Below are 19,480 nucleotides of genomic sequence, written 5' to 3'. Positions count from 1 at the left end.
AGCGGATGAAAAATGAAAGAATTAGAATTGAAATATGGGTGCAACCCAAACCAAAAACCGGCAAGTATATTTGTAAATGACGGACGTGAGCTCCCGATCAAAGTACTTTGTGGACGTCCGGGATACATCAACTTTATGGATGCGTTTAACGGATGGCAGCTTGTGAAGGAGTTAAAGAAGGCTACAGGACTTCCGGCAGCAACTTCATTTAAGCATGTATCCCCTGCCGGTGCAGCGGTAGGACTTCCGATGTCCGACACACTGAAAAAAATCTACTGGGTGGATGATCTGGGAGAATTGTCCCCGCTTGCATGTGCGTATGCGCGCGCAAGGGGAGCGGACAGAATGTCCTCTTTTGGAGATTTCATTGCACTTTCTGATGTATGTGATGTCTCTACTGCAAAGATCATCAAAAGAGAGGTGTCCGACGGCGTCATCGCGCCGGGGTATGAGCCGGAAGCACTGGAAATACTGAAACAGAAGAAAAAAGGAAATTACAATATTATTGAGATCGATCCGGACTATGTTCCGGCGCCGGTTGAGCATAAAGATGTATTTGGCATCACATTCGAACAGGGAAGAAACGAACTGAAGATAGATGACGACCTGTTTTCTAACATCGTGACAGAAAACAAAGAGCTTCCTTGTCAGGCAAAGATCGATATGGCGATTTCTATGATTACACTGAAGTACACACAGTCCAACTCCGTCTGCTATGTGAAAGACGGACAAGCTATCGGTATCGGTGCAGGGCAGCAGTCCCGAATTCACTGTACAAGGCTGGCAGGCAATAAAGCGGACAACTGGTTCCTGCGTCAGTGTCCAAAAGTCCTTGAACTTCCGTTTGTGGATGGAATAGGAAGAGCGGACAGGGACAATGCCATTGATCTGTATATCGGAGAAGAATACATGGATGTGCTGGCAGATGGAGCATGGGAGAAAATCTTCAAGACAAAACCGGACGTATTCACTGCAGAGGAAAAGAGAGCATGGCTTGATCAGATGACAGATGTGACTCTGGGATCGGACGCATTCTTCCCGTTTGGCGACAATATTGAGCGTGCACATAAGAGCGGGGTAAAATATATTGCGCAGCCGGGAGGATCTGTGAGAGATGACAATGTCATCGCTACATGCGACAAGTATGGAATGGTTATGGCATTTACCGGAATTCGCCTGTTCCATCACTAAAAGAAAGTGTTAACAAAAAATTGTACGGGTTCGTAATGAACCCGTACAATTTTTTATTCCATCCGGGACATAAACTGGATGGATTGGATAATATGCCGCAGGCTTGCCATGACAGCATCCGGATCGCTGATGACGACGTCAGGATGATACTCCCATATTTCGGAATAGAAGTTGTCGAAAAGATTCCGGATCATCGTATTGTTAAAAGAAACGATGTTTTTTTCCGCATTGCTTTTGACAAGCCTTAAATAACTGAAGATATCGGACAAAAACAGACAAGGATTGGCGATATACTGAAAGTCTGATACAAATTTGCCCCGGATCAGTTTGACCTTGAGCTGACGATTTTTCTTTAACAGTGACAGAAGATGCTGAGCAAAACAGAGACGCTGCTCAAAATTCAGATACACTTTGTGGTTATAAAAATCCAGTTCCCCGGATACGGCAAAATCATTGAGAGCTGACTCATACAGCATAATCTGTATGGACGCTTCATCGAGAATGCCCTTTGTGAAACTGTGAATGCGCTGAAGTTCTGTGATACCGATCTCCCAGTCCCCGGAAGAGTACGCCTTCATAAGAATCTGGTCGAACAGGTCATCCGGAAGAAAATGTTCCGTCATATGCCCGAGAAGCCAGCGCAGTTTTGTGGAAAGAATGGATTGGATATAGTTATAGTTTTTTAACATGTCCTGCATGGTAATCCTGCGAAAGATCAGAGACTCCCGGTTGAACATGGATTTCAGATTATGATATAGAGTATTGCAGATTTCCGGATCTTCTGTTGTAGTGACTGACATACAGTGATTTTGATCAAGAAGCATGCCTGAGATTGCAAAGGCGTCTCTTACGACAAACATTGCTTTCCCGTAAGCCTGAGTCCCGCCATAGAGCTGGAAATCGACATTGGCAAAGCTTGTAAGCATATTGATCAGAAAGATAGAATCGTACACATAGTCCAGATCTTTGAGATCCAGGTTGATCAGCATAGAAAAGTGCACGTTTGGATAATCACCCTCATTGACAAGGTGTGAGTTTTGGATGCCTGCGATGGCAAGACGATATTCGTGCTCCATAGAAAGGATATCCATGGCGCACATGATATCCAGACTTTTGACGCGCCTCAGAACAGGATGCCACATTTTTGAGACAAACTGAGGGAGCGTAAGCTCTGGAAAAAAGGAAGTTTTAGGAGCGATGTCATGCCCAGTACTCTTTTTCAGATCTTTGACATAGTTGTACTCCGCTGAAAGATGATCATAGATTGCCATTTCAAGATCGTGCGCTGTACCGACCCGATAATCACTGTAAAGAGTCTGTTTCATAGTCGAATTCAGAGAGCAGACAATGGAATGGCTGATTTCCCGCAAGACTTTGGCTGCACTTTTTTCCGCAGGCAGCATTTTTCCGCTTACCCATTTGCTGATGTACGATACGTCGTACTGGAGGTCCTGAGCAAGCGTATAATTTTTCAAATCTGCTGTCTGCATCAATTGCTCCAGCAGATTGCTGAATCTGTTCTTTTCGTTCATTTCCCCACCTCATTAAATCAAAAAGTTCATAGAAACAGTGTATCACAATGAAAAAGAATCGACAAGAAAAAGCAGTGATAGCAGATTGGAAAATAGTGAGTCTTTTTTTTCATTTTTTATCCGGAAATATCCGGGAAGATCCGGGACGTCATATAGATGGAAAAACCCCTTAAAATCGCTTGTTTTCTATGGGAAACAAAGGGGGGTTTTTGTTGACAAACATATGTGGGAAGAGTAATATAACTATATACGTCAAAGGGGTTTTTATGCCCTGAAATAACGACGTAGGTTATCTGTTCTAGGGGAAAGTAAGGGGTAGATAAAACACTGCTGCAACACTCTTCGGAAACGAGGATACTTTCTTTGGAGAATGTTGAGGATAACCAGATTAAGATGCCGGTTTTTCGGATCTTAGCTGCCGCGGAAAGGGGAATACCCGACCTGCGGCGTCGGTACTTCCACTTGCAGACAGAAAAGGCTTCTAAAGGATTGAGGACACAGGAATATCTGAATTTGTAAAGTGTGACGTACTTGCAGGATTCCTGCACAGGATGCGGTCAAAAGGCTGCGTCCGGATTACAAATTTCATTATTTTAAGAGGAAAGGGGAAGAGAAAATAATGAGAAAAAGAATGAAAACCATTCTTGCTGTCATGCTTGCTGCATCCATGACAGTAGGAGCGGTACCTGCTGTGGCTCTGGCGGAAGACGCACAGACAACACAGGAGACAAGCACTTCTTCCGGGTTGAATCCGGCAGCGGCTGCGCAAGAGAGAGCGGATTCTTTCCTGAAAGCGGCAAAGATGCTGGGACAGACTTCCGCGATTTCTCAGCAATCTGCGGAAGAAAGCCAGGAAGCGCAGACAGTAAGAAAAGCTCTGGAGGCTCGTTCTGTCGACTATGAAGCAGTCAAAGGTGATATCGAGGAAAATATTTTCCTGGAGCCGGAAGCTACTGCCATGGATCTGTCCGAATACGGACTGAAGGCAGAGGAGGCGGAAGCCATCACAGAACAGGTGCTGACAGAGAACAGCGCCGACACACTGGTGGAGACGGAAGTGATCGCGGGAGCAGACGGACAGGCAGATGTCCTGACGATTTCCAGAGATCCGGCGCTCAAAGCCGCATCTGAGGAAGTAAGCGAACTTGCAGACGGCGAAGGCGGGGACGGAAGCCAGGAAGGCAGTGTCCCGATGACAGACGAACAGAAAACGGAGATTTTGACAGCCTACGCGCAGTATCAGGCTTTCATCGACTCTTATCCGGATATCTTCGGCGTGCAGACTCCGTTCTATGGCCAAAAGGAATCAGAGTCGACGGAAGACAGATGGTACGGACCACTTGGTTCCCTCCTTGTCACAGCTGGAATTTCCCAACAGGATATGGCAGACGGAAAAGTTGACTACATGACACTTTACGGCACTGTCATGATGTTCCAGCTGGGAAATGCGAAGGCAATGCAATATTATGGACAAGATCTGGCTGCCGCTATCCAGGAAGGCGTGAGCCAGATCAAAGACGGCATGACGACGGTACAGAAGCTTCTCGTCCTGAACGACTGGCTGGCAGAGTGGTCACAGTTTGACATGGGCATGCTCATGGGCATGACTTCCCCGGAGCCGGGCAAATCCTGGGTTCCGGCAGACGATGAGGAGATTCCGGCAGAAATGGCTGGAAATATCGAAGGACTCTGGAAAGGGAACCAGTTCGGACCGCTTGTCATGAAGAACGGCGTATGTCTTGGATACTCCAACGCGTACACCCTTCTTGTCCAGAATGCATTCCCGGAAATCTATAAAAACGAAGATGGATCCTGGAAGACAAAGCAGCAGCTGAATTACATCCAGACAGAGGAAACACAGGCTGTGGATGCAGAGGGAAACCCAGTAGAAGATGAAAACGGCGATCCGGTTACAGTTGCCGAGAAGGAGTGGAGCCCTGACGCGCCTTACATGGTAGACTATGTGCGCATCACATACGATGCAAGCGTTACCATGTTTGGCGAAGAACAGGATAAATTCGATTCCGACCATTACTGGAACGCAGTGAAGGTAGATGGAAAGTGGTACTATGTTGACCCATGCTACACAGACATTTACATCGAATGTATGATGCGTGACCGTGTAGAGACAGACGGAAACATGAACCATCTGTACTTTATGGTAAGCGACAGTACAATCCGGAAGCTGTACGACGAATATTACAGCAACATCGATACGTTATATCAAAATATTGCCACCGACACAACTTACGAATCTTCCTGGCTTCCGTTTATCAAGAGCCCGGTAGATGTTGTGGACGGCAAGTACTACTATTTCTATGATTCCACAGACATGGTTTCCATGCTTGGACAGTTCGGTGGTATGAACGGTGTTTCTACACAGGCTGAAGACGGAAATTCCGGCTGGGGAGACTGGCAGGAAGACACGGACTACCAGCTTGTTTACCATGATGGAAGTGAGGCAGATACATCCAAGACATTTACTACACTTGTAGACTTTGTGGAAGGTACTGTACTGGTTGACGGACAGATGGTGGCAAACGACCTCATCAAAGATCTGTATGCAAAACACCAGGCATACCAGGAAAAATATCCGTCCATCCAGATCTCCGGATCTGTGTACAACGGACTGTTCTACTTCAATATCGCCAATACAGTTTGTACATACAATCTGGAAACAGGCGAAGTAAAACAGATCCTGGAATACAATGAAGTCAGCGCGAAGAGAGATATGACGGTTGCACTTGGAGGACTTGGATTCAATGTTGTGCCAAACGACAGCGAGGACAAGGATATCACTCTTTACGACAAACCGATCGCATCCATGACGATCAAGAATGATGGCAACATGTACGTGTCTGTTGCCACAAACCTTGGCTGGATTTCCGGAAAAACAGGCATGGATGACCAGGAGAATCTCGGATATGCTTTTGAAGAGACAAACTACACGCCGGGATACAATTCCTACTTTAACTACAACAATGAAGTCAATGACAATGACGAATTCATGTGGAGTGCAAACTTAGTGGATGTAAAATCCATGAGTGAACTTACAGGCACAAGCCATAACTACACAGACGTCACGGTTGCTCCAAGCTGCGAGACAGAAGGGTACACAGAAAGCCGCTGTGCAGACTGTGGTCTCATCGAAGGAACAGAAAGGACAAATGCGACAGAAGCGCTTGGCCATCATTACCTTCCGGTAGACGAACAGTACTATACAAAAACAGATGGCGAATGGAATACAGGTTCCACGAACGTATGTCCGCGCTGCCTTGCTGCAAAGGATGAACTGGAAGAAGGAGATCCGACAGGACATACATACGGCGCAGTAGAACCGACATATTCATGGTCAGAAGATCATGCTACATGCCAGGCAACATTCCAGTGTGATGTATGCCCGACGGCGCTTGTTGACTGTGTTTACGGTCAGGATATCCCGACAAAAGTCGTTTCCGCTGAAGTCGAAAAGACATACGAAGAAGGATTTGAATGTGCTAAGGGCGGTAATGTGACTTACACAGCAAAAGTCAGCGAAGGCGGACATGAATGGACAAATTCTGAGACTGTGACACTTCCGGCCGGAACGCATGTAGAAAAATATACGTACAACAATGACGGAACACACAGTGCAGTGTGTGAAGTGTGCGGTACTGTAATTGTAGAAAATGAAGCATGTACATACGATGAAAACGGTATCTGTACAAAATGTGGTTCCAAAGATGTTTCTGTCACATATATGAGTCATGTACAGACATACGGCGATCGTCCGTGGGTATCTGACGGCGAATCTTCCGGAACAGAAAATGAGAGCAAGCGTATGGAATCCATCTATATCAAGTTGGAAAATGCGACAGCGGAAGATTCCATTCAGTATAAAGCTCACGTACAGGGCATCGGCTGGCAGGATTGGGTAGAAGACGGCGAAATGGCCGGAACTCAGCTGCAGAGCAAACGTGTGGAAGCAATCCAGATCAAACTGGATGGACCGATTGCAGACAAATATGATGTATACTATCGTGTACATGCACAGCAGTTTGGATGGCTTGACTGGGCTAAGAACGGCGAAGAAGCTGGTACAGCAGGATATGGATACAGACTGGAAGCATTCCAGGTTAAACTTGTGAAGAAAGACGCAGAAGCTCCTGGCGACACAGAAAATCCATTTGAAGAAAAATTGATCGAGTATTCCGTACACGTACAGAATTACGGAGATCAGGGATTTGCTTATGATGGAATAACAGCCGGTACAGTAGGCAAAAGCAAGCGTCTCGAACAGATCCGCATCAATCTTCCGACAAACGATGGCAAGAGCAGTATCAAGTACAAAACACATGTACAGACTTATGGCTGGGAAGATGCATGGTCAGCAGATGGACAGCGCTCCGGAACACAGGGAGAAAGCAAACGTCTCGAAGCAATCCAGATCAAGCTGGAAGGCGATATGGCAGAGAAATATGATGTATATTACTGTGTACATGCACAGCAGTTTGGATGGCTCGGATGGGCTAAAAACGGCGAATCCGCAGGTACAGCAGGATACAGCTACAGACTGGAAGGCATCAAGATCATGCTGGTAGAAAAAGGTGCAGATGCTCCGGCACCAGTAGGAAGCGAAACAAGCGCTTTCAAAGAGAAATAAAAAGATTTTTTGCTGCCAGGCATTTTTGCCTGGCAGATAAAAAATAAATACATAAAAGAAAGGGAGTTATTTGGAAATGAAAAGGAAATGGCTGGCAGTTTTTGCAGCCGCAGTTGCTGTAACAGTGGGCGCAGGTACAGCGCCGCTGATGACAAAAGCAGCGGATACTACCGCGACAGAAGCGGATGCTGCCGTAACAGAAGACGGAAAGTCTGCCGTCAAAGATGTCTCAGTGATCCATTTTAAAGATCGCTATGTAGTGGAGACTTACGATGGAGAGGCACACGGACTTCAGGCGGACGTCTACAATTCAAGAGGCGAAAAAGTCGCAGAACCTACACTGTATTATGTGGGAGTGGATGGAAAATATTTTGATACAGAAAAACCGGTAGATGCCGGAACGTATCAGGTTACCGCAAGTTACCTCGGAGATGAAGATCATCTCCCGGCTGTAGATGTCTATGCAATGCTTGTCATCGAAAAAGCGCCGGAAGCTGTTGTGAAGATTGATGACATCACAACAGAACTTGGAAGCACGGATCCGATTGAATACACGTATCAGACAACAAACGTGGCTGCAAGAGATATTGACACGATCCTGGCTTCCATCGCATGTGAAGGTGCAGATGATGCTGTGGGACAGCACCCGATCAACGGTGTTGCAGATGAAACGACGGCATCTAACTACGAAAAAGTGACCGTGATCCCTGGAACGCACACGATCATTGAAAAAGAGGAACCGATAGATCCGGTAGATCCAGTAGATCCAGTGGATCCGACAGATCCGGAAGACCCAACGGACCCAACAGATCCGTCCAACCCGGAAGAGCCAGAAAATCCGACAGATACAGCGGGTAATGAAACTACAGGGGCAGAACAGAAGCCAGAGACAGTAAAGACAGGAGATAACGCTCCGGTTGCTGCTCTGTCTGGGGCAATGGCTGTTGCACTGGGTGCTGCTGCAGTTGTGATTTCTAAAAAGAGAAAATTTTAGTCACAGGAAATAAAATGGGTTCATTTTAGAAATCCTGAGGGTGTCCGAAAACCAGGAAATGGTTTGAGGACACCCTCTTTTAAAATATCAGATGCCCAAGACACGAAAAAGCACACTCGAAAGTGTGCTTTTTCGGAATTTAGGAAACATTTTGAGAGATACACATAGTGTAAAAAACTATTATATAAATAAATCTTTATACAAGAGTTTTTCCAAGTTCTATACAACTATTCTCGGCTTCTGCATCCGGGTCTTCATTACAGATGACCGGATTACACGTAAGAGAAGCACCATAGCCTTTGCAGTCTTCTTCCCAGTTTCGCATCCACTCTCCATCGCCCCATCCATAGGAACCGAACAGCGCGATTTTTTTCCCGCTTAGCTTGGATGTACATTCCTGGAACATCGGTTCAAACTCAGACTCTTCCAATTGTTCTGCACCCATGGAAGGGCAGCCAAACGCAATGGAATCAAAATCATCCATCATGGATGCATGGAATTCAGAGGCTGTCAGTACTGTGACATCTCCTCCGGCGGAAGAAGCGCCTTCTGCGACCTTGTTTGCCATGGCTTCGGTATGTCCGGTACCACTCCAATATACTACAGCAATACGACTCATTTGTGTTTACCTCCTGATAATAAATAGTATTATTCTTTTACATGAATGAAACTTTTTTTATTCGTAGGCAGCTACAGTGAGCTGCTGGATCGATCTGATCTGATAATAAAAAAGCCGTGTATAAACTTCCCGGCATTTATTAAATTTCTGAAATAATTTCTGTTTTGACTTTTCGTCGTCATAAACTTTCCAATAACCGCAGCATTTGCAGTTTTTTCCGCCGTTCTCGATAAAACCTTTCACGTCTTCAAAAGGATAACCGAGAAAAAGTCCGATCTCATGCGGGAAGGATTCTGATTCCTGAAGACGGCTTTTCAGTTTATGGATTGCCTGAAGAGCAGTAAAATCTTTATATCCATATTTTTTCAAAAAGCTTTTTACACACTCTCGTTTTAAGTCGGACTCAAGCCTGCCAGTGCGGCAGACATAAATAAGCGCGTTTTGATTCGTTTCTTTGAGAATGAAAAGAGTAATTCCTTTCGTATTTAAGCTCAGGTTCCAGCTTGCAACAATATTCTGGAGATCGTCTCCTGGGCAAAGCGAATAGGAAAAAAGATTCGCTGTCTTTAAACCAGCCAGGACAGCGGAACAATGTTCGACTAATTTTCTATCAAACATATACAAGTACCTCCTTAAAACGAGAGTTAGTAAAAGCTAACTAAGGAAGAAAAAAAGAAACGGATTAGGTAAAACTACCCGTCTATTTTGGTTAGCAATAACTAACTAATGAAAAGATATCACAAAGAGAAAAAGTTGTCAACTGTTTTTTTGGAAAAAAAGAAAAAATTTGTATAGACAAAATAAACAGGAAATAGAGTTGCAAAATTGGGCTCAGGTGGATATAATAAAATAGGCATATGCAAATAGTACAAAAAAAACGGCAGATAAAACAAAAAAATATAAAGGAGTATAAGCGATGGGAAAATATTTTGGTACAGACGGATTCAGGGGAGAAGCAAATGTCGGACTTACGGTAGATCACGCTTTTAAAGTGGGACGATATCTGGGGTGGTATTATGGAAGAGAACACAAAGCCCGCATCGTCATCGGAAAGGATACGAGAAGAAGCAGCTATATGTTCGAATATGCGCTGGCGGCAGGACTTACTGCATCAGGTGCGGATGCGTATCTGCTTCATGTCACTACAACTCCAAGTGTTTCTTATGTGACAAGTACAGAAGATTTTGACTGCGGCATCATGATCTCTGCCAGCCACAATCCATTTTATGACAATGGAATCAAACTGATCAATGGAAAAGGATATAAGATGGAAGCAGAAGTGGAGAATAGGATTGAGGCTTATATCGATGGAGAAATCGAGGAACTTCCGCTTGCTGTGCGGGATGATATCGGCCGTACGGTTGATTATGCAGCGGGAAGAAACCGGTATATTGGCCATTTGATTTCCGTCGCTACAAGATCATTTAAAGATATGAAGATTGGTCTTGATTGTGCAAATGGAAGCGCATTTGCTATTGCAAAGAGCGTATTTGATGCACTTGGGGCGAAAACTTATGTGATCAGCAACAATCCGGACGGTACGAATATCAATACTGCATGTGGATCTACCCACATCGAAGTGTTGCAGGCACATGTGAGAGAAAAACATCTGGATGTGGGGTTTGCGTATGACGGAGATGCGGACCGCTGCCTGGCTGTGGATGAGAATGGAAATGTGGTTGACGGCGATTTGATTCTTTACATATGCGGAAAATATCTGATGGAGCAGGGAAGATTAAATGGAAATACGATCGTCACTACGATCATGTCCAACCTTGGTCTTTACAAAGCATGTGATAAGATCGGTATGAAATACGAAAAGACAGCCGTGGGGGACAAATATGTGTATGAAAATATGATGCAGAATAATTTTGTCCTTGGCGGGGAACAGTCCGGGCACATTATTTTCAGCAAGTATGCGAAGACGGGAGATGGGATCCTTACTTCCCTTATGTTGATGGAAGTCATTCTGGAGAGGAAGATGAGTCTTTCAAAACTGGCGGAAGAAGTGATGATTTATCCTCAGCTTTTAAAGAACGTCCGGGTGGCAGACAAGAAAACAGCACGGGAAAATCCAGAAGTCATCAAAGCGATAGAAGATGTGAGCGCCGCTTTGGGGGATAACGGACGTATCCTTGTGAGAGAGAGCGGCACGGAGCCGGTTATCCGTGTCATGGTAGAGGCGTCTTCGGATGAACTCTGTGAAAAATACGTAAAACAAGTTGTAGATGTGATGGAGAAAGAAGGACTTGTGACGGCGTAAAATTATAAAAGTAGAATAAAAGAAAAAACGGAATGTGTTTCATGACAAATTTCAAAAGAAACACATTCCGTTTTTTGATGTCGTGCATGTCCAGATGCAGAAAGAGCGTCCTGTCTGTCAAGATCTTTGCAGCTGATTTTGGCTTCTCCATGTACGTGGAGACAGACCGTACACATTTTTAAAAGCCCTGGAAAAATGAAGGGGATTTGAGTACCCTACAGCGCTCCCGATATCCTGAATGGTAAGTTTGGTAAGTTTCAAAAGCTCTGCTGCTTTGATCATACGATATTGGATCAGAAATTCCTGGGGAGATTGCCCGAGGGCTTTTCGAAAAATTGTGCCGAAATAACTCCGGTTCAGTCCACAGCGGGCCGCGATGTCTTCGATAGATATATCGTTTTGAAAATTCTGCTCAATAAAATTGATGGCTTCCTTGATATAAAATTCCTGGATAGATCCGCTCTTCATAAGGCGGAATGGCGTGATAGAGCGGGTAAAATAATCCAGAAACAGGTAGGCATGGCCAAGAAGATGGAGAGGAGGCTCTTGTGGATGATGTACAATATAGAGCATCTCTTCCTTCATGCTTTGACGGAGTTCTCTAGAGTGGGAGTGGTATACTGGCTGATCCTGTGAAAGGCCGGCAATCTGGACAGATTCTTTTACCTTCAGACCGTCAAATTCGATCCATGTATATTCCCAGGGGAGATCTTTGTCTGCTGTATATGTACAGATTTGATTTGGGAAAATCATAAACCCCTCTCCGCTTTTGATCGTATAGCGGACGGTCTCTCCTTTCTTATTGTCGGCATAGAGTGTTCCTGTGCCGGAAATGACATAGTGGAACAGATAGTGATTTCGGGTAGCTGGCCCAAATGTATGTGCCGGGGCACAGTGTTCCCAGCCGTATTGATATAAAGCAAGATCGATAAAATTCTCATTTGGGAAAATTGAGAAAAGAAGATTGTTCATAGCGTGTCCCTCCTGTGCATATTATATACCAAAATGCTGGATTATATCAAATAATATGGCATAAAAACAGCATATGGGTATAAAACAGGCAAAAACATACCATTTTAGCAGCTTTGTTGCCATGTTATAATATTTACAGCAAAAGCAAGAAGAGAAAGGAGAAAAATCATGAGAAAGGGGAAAAAAGTAATCAGTGCTGCTTTGGCAGGATGCCTGACGGCCGGCATGTTCTTAAGCGGATGTGGAGACGGCGGAAACGACGGAAAAACAGAGATCGAGATTCTGCAGTACAAGCCGGAAGCTGCGAAGTATTTCGACTCTGTGGAAGAAGAATTCAACAAGACACATGATGATATTCATCTGACGATTGATTCGCCAAACGATGCATCTACTATCATGAGGACGAGGTTTATCCGGGAAGATTATCCAGACATTATTGGAATCGGGGGAGATATCAACTATTCCTATTATGTTGATGCAGGAATTCTGGCGGATATCTCCGATTTTGAAGGAATCGCAGATGTAAAACAAGCATATCTGGATATTGGGGAAGCGTTGAAGATCGTGCCGACAGATGGAACGTACATCTTGCCATATGTGGCAAACGCGGCTGGTGTACTGTATAACAAGAACATTTTTGAGGAGCATGGGTGGGAGATCCCAACGACATGGGAAGAGCTCATAGCGCTCTGTGATGACATTGAGGCAGCAGGACTTCAGCCATTCTACTTTGGATTTAAGGATACATGGACTTGCCTCGCACCTTGGAACTCTATGGCTGTGGATCTTGCTCCGGCGGATGTGTGCAAACAGGTAAACAGAGGCGAGACGACATTTTCAGAAGAATATGGGGAAGTGTCCGAAAAATATCTGGAGCTTTTGGAGTATGGACCGGAAGATCCGTTTGCATACAATTATAACGACGCATGTACTGCATTTGCAAGAGGGGAATCTGCGATGTATCCGATCGGAAGTTATGCTGTACCTCAGATCCTGTCTGTAAATCCGGATATGAATATCGATTCTTTTGTAATGCCGGCCAACAGTGATGCTTCAAAGAACACGCTGAACTCGGGTATTGACCTTGGATTTGCCGTGACTGCGGACTGCAAGAACAAAGAGGCGGCATATGAAGTACTTGAATTCCTCTATGAGGATGAGAATATCCAGAAATACATTGACGACCAGAATGCGATCCCGTGCAAAGAAGGAGACTTTGATCTGGCGCCGATGCTGGACGGCATGCAGGAATTCATCCAGTCAGGAAATATGACCGACTATCAGGATCATTACTATCCGTCCGAAATGGCGGTGGATGCACAGATCCAGACATTCCTGATCAATCAGGATGTGGACGCTTTTCTGAAGAAATTTGACAAAGACTGGCAGAGATACAACCGGGATACAATACGTAAAGTTCAGGAATATGAAGAAGAACAAGGGAATGCCGAATAGGAAAGGAGAGGAAAAAGATGAGGAATATGAATGAGAGAAAACGTACCTATCTGTTGATTACGATACCGATTCTGGCATTGTTTATTTGCTTCAATACCGTACCGCTGATCAGAGGCTTTATTTACAGTTTTACGAATTTTAAAGGGTTCGGAGATTATGACTGGGTAGGTTTCCGAAACTATGTAGATCTTTTTCAGGATCCGCGTGTCGGCAAATCCTATTTGTTTACCTTTAAGCTTGCCATCGTGGCGACAATTGTGACAAATGTTATAAGCCTTATCCTGGCACTTGGTTTGAACGGAAAGATCAAAGGAAAGAGCTTTTTCCGGGGGGCTTATTTCATTCCGAATGTACTTGGAGCATTGGTTGTAGGTTATATTTTCAATTATTTCTTTACATATATCCTGCCTGGAATGGCAAAAATGGCAGGGATCGACTCTTTGAGCGGAAGTATGCTTTCCGATACGAAGACAGCCTGGATCGCGATCGTAATCGTATGTGCATGGCAGGCGATCGCAATGAACACGATTATCTATATATCCGGTCTTCAGACTGTACCGGAAGATGTGTACGAGGCTGGATCCCTGGACGGTGCAACCGGATGGAAGAAATTCAAACATTTGACCTTCCCTCTGATCATTCCATTTTTCACGATCAACATGGTCCTTTGTGTAAAGAATTTCCTTATGGTATTCGACCAGATCATGGCGCTGACAAAAGGTGGTCCGGCACAGAGCACAGAATCCATCTCTTACCTGATTTACAACAATGGTATGTCAGGCGGACAGTTTGGATTCCAGAGTGCCAATGCAGTCATCTTCTTTATTGTGATCGTGGCAATTTCTGTTGCACAGATGCAGATTTCCGGTAGGAAGGAGGAACAGTTATAATGAAAGCGAAAGTAAAAGAAAAAACAAACTGGCCGGTAATGATCCTTTTGATCCTTGGGCTGATTACCGTCGCCTTTCCTCTGTATATGACGATTGTGATCGCATTAAAACAGCCGTCAGAAATGACGAACAGTATCGCGGGGATCTTATCTCTGCCGAAGAGTTTCAGCCTTTCCAACTTCAAAGAAGCAATGGAAGTAACAGATTTTTGGAATTCACTGAAAAACAGTTTACTTATTTCTGTGATTACAGTAGTATTATCTATTGTGGTCCACTCACTGATGGGATACGCTGTCGGAAGAAATAAAGCACACAGTAAATTCTATAAATTTGTATACATGTTTGTAGTAAGTGGTATGTTCGTACCGTTTGCCATCCTGATGATGCCTTTGGCAAAACAGACGGCAGAGATGGGACTTGGAAACTGGGTCGGAGTTATCATTCTGTATGTGGTATTTTATATGCCGATGAATGTCCTGCTCTACTCCGGATATCTCACGAACATCCCGATTGCCCTGGAAGAAGCAGCCAGGGTCGACGGAGCAAGCACATGGAAGACCTACTGGAAAGTCATCTTCCCGATCATGAAACCGATGCATGCGACAGTGGCTGTTCTCACAGCTCTGGCTGTATGGAACGATGTCATGACACCGCTTGTCATCATGGCAGGTACAGGACAGAACACACTGCCTTTGGCACAGCTGAATTTCCAGACGCAGTTCGGAACGAACTATAACCTTGCATTTGCGTCTTATCTGCTTGCATTGATTCCGATCGTAATTTTCTATATTATCTGTCAGAAACAGATTCTGAACGGCGTAGTAAACGGCGCAGTGAAATAAAAAATAAAAAGGACCGCTTAGGAGGACATAAATGGGAATTACATATCAGAAGGAAAAACAGATTTTTAATTTGCATACAGAGAATACAACGTATCAGTTTCTCGTGGATAAATATGGGTTTCTGCTGCATTTATACTATGGGAAACGGATAAACGGCGACATGGATTATCTTCTTACTTATTATGACAGAGGATTTTCCGGTAATCCGTCCGATACCGGGGCGGACAGGACGTATTCGATGGATGCGCTTCCACAGGAATTTCCATGTCCAGGTACAGGCGATTACAGAAGTACTGCTGTTGCTGTGCGCAATGCAGATGGCTCATACAGCTGCGACCTGAGATTCCAGAGATATGAAATCTGTAAAGGAAAGTATTCTCTGGAAGGTCTTCCGGCAGTATACGCCAAAGACGAGGAAGCGGAAACATTGAAAATCTACTTGGAAGACCCGGTTACAAAAGTACAGGCTGTACTTTTGTATGGGGTGCTTCCGGAAAAAGATATCATCACAAGAAGTGTACAGATCATCAATCAAAACGAAGAAAAAATAGAATTGATTCGTGCTGCTTCGGCCTGTCTGGACTTTGTGGCCGGAGATTATGATCTGATCACATTTTATGGAAGACATGCAATGGAGAGAAATTTCCAGAGGGTACCTGTAAAGCACGGAAAACAGATGATCGGAAGCAAAAGAGGCTCTTCCAGCCACCAGTATAATCCATCCCTCATTTTGGCGGATTCTGGAACGGACGAGAAAAACGGAGGCTGCTACGGAATGGCGTTTGTGTACAGCGGAGGATTCGAGGCAGAAGCGGAGAAAGACCAGTTCAACCAGACGCGGGTCATGATGGGATTATCTTCAGACCAGTTTTGCTATCCTCTGGGTAAAGGAGAGAAGTTCATTGTACCGGAGACAGTCATGACATATTCCTCGGAAGGGTTCGGAGGGCTGTCATGGAATTTCCATCGGTGTTTCCGAAGGAATCTCTGCCGCGGGAAATACAGGACGAAACAGCGTCCGGTGCTTGTCAACAGCTGGGAAGCAGACTATTTTGATTTTACAGGGGAGACACTTGTTGCGCTTGCCGAGCACGCGGCGGAACTGGGGATCGATATGTTTGTCCTGGATGACGGCTGGTTCGGAAAGAGAGATGATGACAACTCCGGGCTTGGCGACTGGCATGTAAACGAAGAGAAGCTTGGCTGCACGATGGGAGAACTGATCGGAAAGATCAATGACCTGGGATTAAAATTCGGTCTGTGGATCGAACCTGAGATGGTATCGGAAGACAGCGACCTTTACAGACAACATCCGGATTGGGTAATGGCGATACCGGGAAGAAAACCGGTGCGTGCCCGCAATCAGCTCGTCCTTGATTTTTCCAGAAAGGAAGTCCGGGAAGAGGTGTTCAGACAGATTTCCCATGTGCTGGATCAGGGAAATGTGGAGTACATCAAATGGGATATGAACAGAAGCCTTGCGGACATTTATTCCTCAGTGACAAAGGATCAGGGGAAAGTACTTTACGATTACGTTCTTGGCGTATATGATTTTCTGGAGAAACTTACAGAGAAGTATCCGGATATTCTGATTGAAGGATGCAGCGGCGGCGGCGGACGTTTTGACGCAGGCATGCTTTACTATACCCCGCAGATCTGGTGCAGCGACAATACGGATGCGGTAGATCGGCTGGACATCCAGTATGGAACATCCTTTATCTATCCGATTTCCTGTATCGGATCCCATGTATCAGCGGTGCCGAACCATCAGACAGGAAGAGTTACATCACTCCACACGAGAGGAGTCGTCGCAATGGCTGGGACATTCGGATATGAGCTGAATCTTGGTATCCTTCCAAAAGAGGAGAAAGAAGAAATAAAACAGCAGATCAAAACTTTCAAAAAGCACGAGGGGCTGATCCACAATGGACGCTATTACAGACTTTCCTCTCCTCAGACGGACGAGATAGGCGCATGGGCGTTCGTATCGGAAGAGCGGGAAGAGGTGCTTGTGAATGTGGTCATGCTGGCAATGCATGGAAATATGACTGTAAACTATGTTAAGCTGCAGGGACTTGATCCGGACGGTATCTACGAAGACGAGAATGGAAGAAGATACGATGGCGTCGGGCTTATGGAAGCCGGAATACCGCTTCCTATCGTGGCTGGCACATACCCTGCATGGCAAATTTATTTGAGGCTGGTTAAGGAAGAGAATGAAAATTCAGATGCAAAATAAAAACGAATTTGAAAGACGTCTGGAGGCCCGTAGAGATGAGCTGAAATGGCTGTACATGGAGTTGTACCAAAACGAACCTATGTTTCAGGAGCTTCTGGATCAGATGAAAGCGTTTTACAAAAAACGGAAAGAATCGCTGAAGGAACGGGACAGAGCAAGAGAAAAAGATAAAGAATGGTACCGAAAAAAGGATATGCTTGGCATGATGCTTTATATTGACAATTTTGCCGGGAACCTGAAAGGGGTACAGAGAAAAATTTCTTATCTGAAAGAGTGCAATGTAAGTTTTATTCACCTGATGCCGTTTCTGGATACCGTACCGGGAAGATCAGACGGAGGCTATGCAGTGGCGGATTTCAGGAAAGTGCGTCCGGATCTTGGAACGATGGATGACTTGGAGAACCTGGCGGACAAATGTCACGAAAAAGAGATCGACCTTTGTATGGATTTTGTCATGAACCATACATCGGAGGATCATGAGTGGGCAAAAAGGGCAAAAAAAGGCGAAGGGGAGTATATGAGCCGTTACTTTTTCTATGATAACCCATGGTATCCGCAGGAATACGAAAAAACGGTGCCTCAGGTATTTCCTACGACGGCGCCGGGAAATTTTACTTACCTGCCGGAGATCAGGCACCATGTCATGACTACGTTTTATCCGTATCAATGGGACCTGAACTACCGAAATCCAAGGGTGTTCAATGAGATGATGTACAATTTCCTGTTTTTTGCGAACAAAGGAATGGATATTATACGGATTGATGCGGTTCCATATATCTGGAAAGAACTTGGCACTTCCTGCAGAAATCTTCCGCAGGTACATACGATCGTGAGAATGATGCGGATGATCGGCGAGATTGTCTGTCCCGCCACCATCCTTTTGGGAGAAGTTGTCATGGAGCCGGAAAAAGTGCTTCCGTATTTTGGTACGGTTGAGAAACCGGAATGTCATATGCTCTACAATGTGACGACAATGGCTACCACATGGCACAGTGTGGCGACATCGGATACGAGGCTTTTGAAAAAACAGCTGGATATTGTGAACGGATTGCCAAAACAGTATACGTTTCTCAATTATCTGAGATGCCATGACGACATCGGCTGGGGACTGGACTATGGAACACTGGGAAAGTGGGGCTTTCAGGAAATCCCTCATAAGAAATATCTAAACGATTATTTTACGGGAAAATATCCAGGAAGCGAAAGCAGAGGAGAGCTCTACAACGACGATCCTGTCACGATGGATGCGAGATTCTGTGGTACCACCGCGTCCATGTGCGGAGTGGAAAGTGCAGGATTTGAGCAGGATGCCAAAAAGATGGAAAAAGCCATCAGGAAAGATTTGATGCTTCACGCGTACATGCTCATGCAAAGCGGCATTCCTATGATCTACAGCGGCGATGAGATCGGCCAGGTAAATGACTATACATACAAAGAGGATGAGGATAAAAGGGAGGATTCCCGATATATCCACCGCGGAAAATTCAGGTGGGATCTGGCGGCTAAGAGAAAAGGCGTCAGGAGTGTGGAAGCAAGGATATTCCGGACATTAACCTTCATGGAACAGATACGCCGCCAGGAATCGGTATTTGACCCGGATGCACTGGTCGGTACATGGGATATGCAGGATCCGTCCCTGCTCTGTATCGTAAGACAAAAAGGGGAGAAGATTCTGACAGGAATATTTAACTTCTCTGACTTTGAGAAAGAAGTGTGGATTCCGGGAGAAGGAGATTACCGAGATCTACTGAACGGCAATAAGATCCCGGAAAGAAAACTTCGGCTGCCGCAATACGGATTTGTGTGGGCATATAAGATGATGTAAGACGTTATCTCATATT

At 45.1% G+C, this 19,480-nt stretch carries 13 protein-coding genes; 9 read left to right on the top strand and 4 right to left on the bottom strand.

Annotated features, from left to right (window positions below):
* Nucleotides 1-12: 12 nt before the first annotated feature.
* Nucleotides 13-1,191 carry a phosphoribosylaminoimidazolecarboxamide formyltransferase gene (locus ACLROL_RS05725; protein ID WP_413067464.1) on the top strand — a complete coding sequence of 393 codons (1,179 nt, stop codon included), beginning with the start codon at nt 13-15 and terminating at the stop codon, nt 1,189-1,191.
* Between the two features lie 53 nt (nt 1,192-1,244).
* Here the strand turns inward: ACLROL_RS05725 and ACLROL_RS05720 are convergent, their stop codons facing one another.
* Nucleotides 1,245-2,723: a hypothetical protein gene (locus ACLROL_RS05720; protein WP_413067463.1), complete on the bottom strand. Its 1,479-nt coding sequence runs from the start codon at nt 2,721-2,723 to the stop codon at nt 1,245-1,247.
* Nucleotides 2,724-3,342: 619 nt separating this feature from the next.
* Between ACLROL_RS05720 and ACLROL_RS05715 the strand changes: the two genes are divergently transcribed.
* On the top strand, nt 3,343-7,365 hold the full coding sequence (locus tag ACLROL_RS05715) for a hypothetical protein (RefSeq protein ID WP_413067462.1): 4,023 nt from the start codon (nt 3,343-3,345) through the stop codon (nt 7,363-7,365).
* 76 nt (nt 7,366-7,441) lie between these two features.
* The gene (locus ACLROL_RS05710) at nt 7,442-8,359 is read left to right on the top strand and encodes an LPXTG cell wall anchor domain-containing protein (protein ID WP_413067461.1); all 918 of its coding nucleotides are present in this window, start codon (nt 7,442-7,444) and stop codon (nt 8,357-8,359) included.
* Nucleotides 8,360-8,555: 196 nt separating this feature from the next.
* Here the strand turns inward: ACLROL_RS05710 and ACLROL_RS05705 are convergent, their stop codons facing one another.
* Nucleotides 8,556-8,978, bottom strand: coding sequence for a flavodoxin (locus ACLROL_RS05705; protein ID WP_221919919.1), 423 nt, complete (start codon nt 8,976-8,978; stop codon nt 8,556-8,558).
* Nucleotides 8,979-9,035: 57 nt separating this feature from the next.
* Nucleotides 9,036-9,596 carry a DUF3793 family protein gene (locus ACLROL_RS05700; RefSeq protein ID WP_413067460.1) on the bottom strand — a complete coding sequence of 187 codons (561 nt, stop codon included), beginning with the start codon at nt 9,594-9,596 and terminating at the stop codon, nt 9,036-9,038.
* Nucleotides 9,597-9,894: 298 nt separating this feature from the next.
* Here ACLROL_RS05700 and glmM point away from each other — a divergent pair, with 298 nt between their 5' ends.
* A complete protein-coding gene (glmM, locus tag ACLROL_RS05695) occupies nt 9,895-11,241 on the top strand; it encodes a phosphoglucosamine mutase (protein ID WP_087212837.1) in 1,347 nt (448 codons plus the stop codon).
* Nucleotides 11,242-11,358: 117 nt separating this feature from the next.
* On the opposite strand, the gene ACLROL_RS05690 is transcribed toward glmM, so the two are convergent.
* On the bottom strand, nt 11,359-12,213 hold the full coding sequence (locus ACLROL_RS05690) for an AraC family transcriptional regulator (protein ID WP_413067459.1): 855 nt from the start codon (nt 12,211-12,213) through the stop codon (nt 11,359-11,361).
* Between the two features lie 168 nt (nt 12,214-12,381).
* Here ACLROL_RS05690 and ACLROL_RS05685 point away from each other — a divergent pair, with 168 nt between their 5' ends.
* The 5 genes from ACLROL_RS05685 to ACLROL_RS05665 are packed head-to-tail and all read left to right on the top strand — an operon-like array spanning nt 12,382 to nt 19,464.
* Nucleotides 12,382-13,668, top strand: coding sequence for an ABC transporter substrate-binding protein (locus tag ACLROL_RS05685; protein WP_087212843.1), 1,287 nt, complete (start codon nt 12,382-12,384; stop codon nt 13,666-13,668).
* Between the two features lie 17 nt (nt 13,669-13,685).
* Entirely contained in the window at nt 13,686-14,558 is an 873-nt protein-coding gene (locus ACLROL_RS05680; protein WP_087203083.1) for a carbohydrate ABC transporter permease, read from the top strand.
* A complete protein-coding gene (locus ACLROL_RS05675) occupies nt 14,558-15,400 on the top strand; it encodes a carbohydrate ABC transporter permease (RefSeq protein ID WP_087203084.1) in 843 nt (280 codons plus the stop codon). Before ACLROL_RS05680 ends, ACLROL_RS05675 begins: the two co-directional genes overlap by 1 nt.
* Before the next feature lie 31 nt (nt 15,401-15,431).
* Complete coding sequence (locus tag ACLROL_RS05670) at nt 15,432-17,639, top strand: alpha-galactosidase (protein ID WP_087203085.1); 2,208 nt, start codon at nt 15,432-15,434, stop codon at nt 17,637-17,639.
* Nucleotides 17,617-19,464, top strand: coding sequence for an alpha-amylase family protein (locus ACLROL_RS05665; protein ID WP_413067458.1), 1,848 nt, complete (start codon nt 17,617-17,619; stop codon nt 19,462-19,464). The genes ACLROL_RS05670 and ACLROL_RS05665 overlap by 23 nt, the downstream gene beginning before the upstream one ends.
* Nucleotides 19,465-19,480: the final 16 nt, after the last annotated feature.

The organism is Sellimonas sp. (assembly GCF_047234585.1).
GTDB lineage: Bacteria > Bacillota > Clostridia > Lachnospirales > Lachnospiraceae > Sellimonas > Sellimonas caecigallum.
The sequence above is the reverse complement of the archived record's forward strand: the minus strand, read 5'-3'. Positions and strand labels throughout refer to the sequence as shown.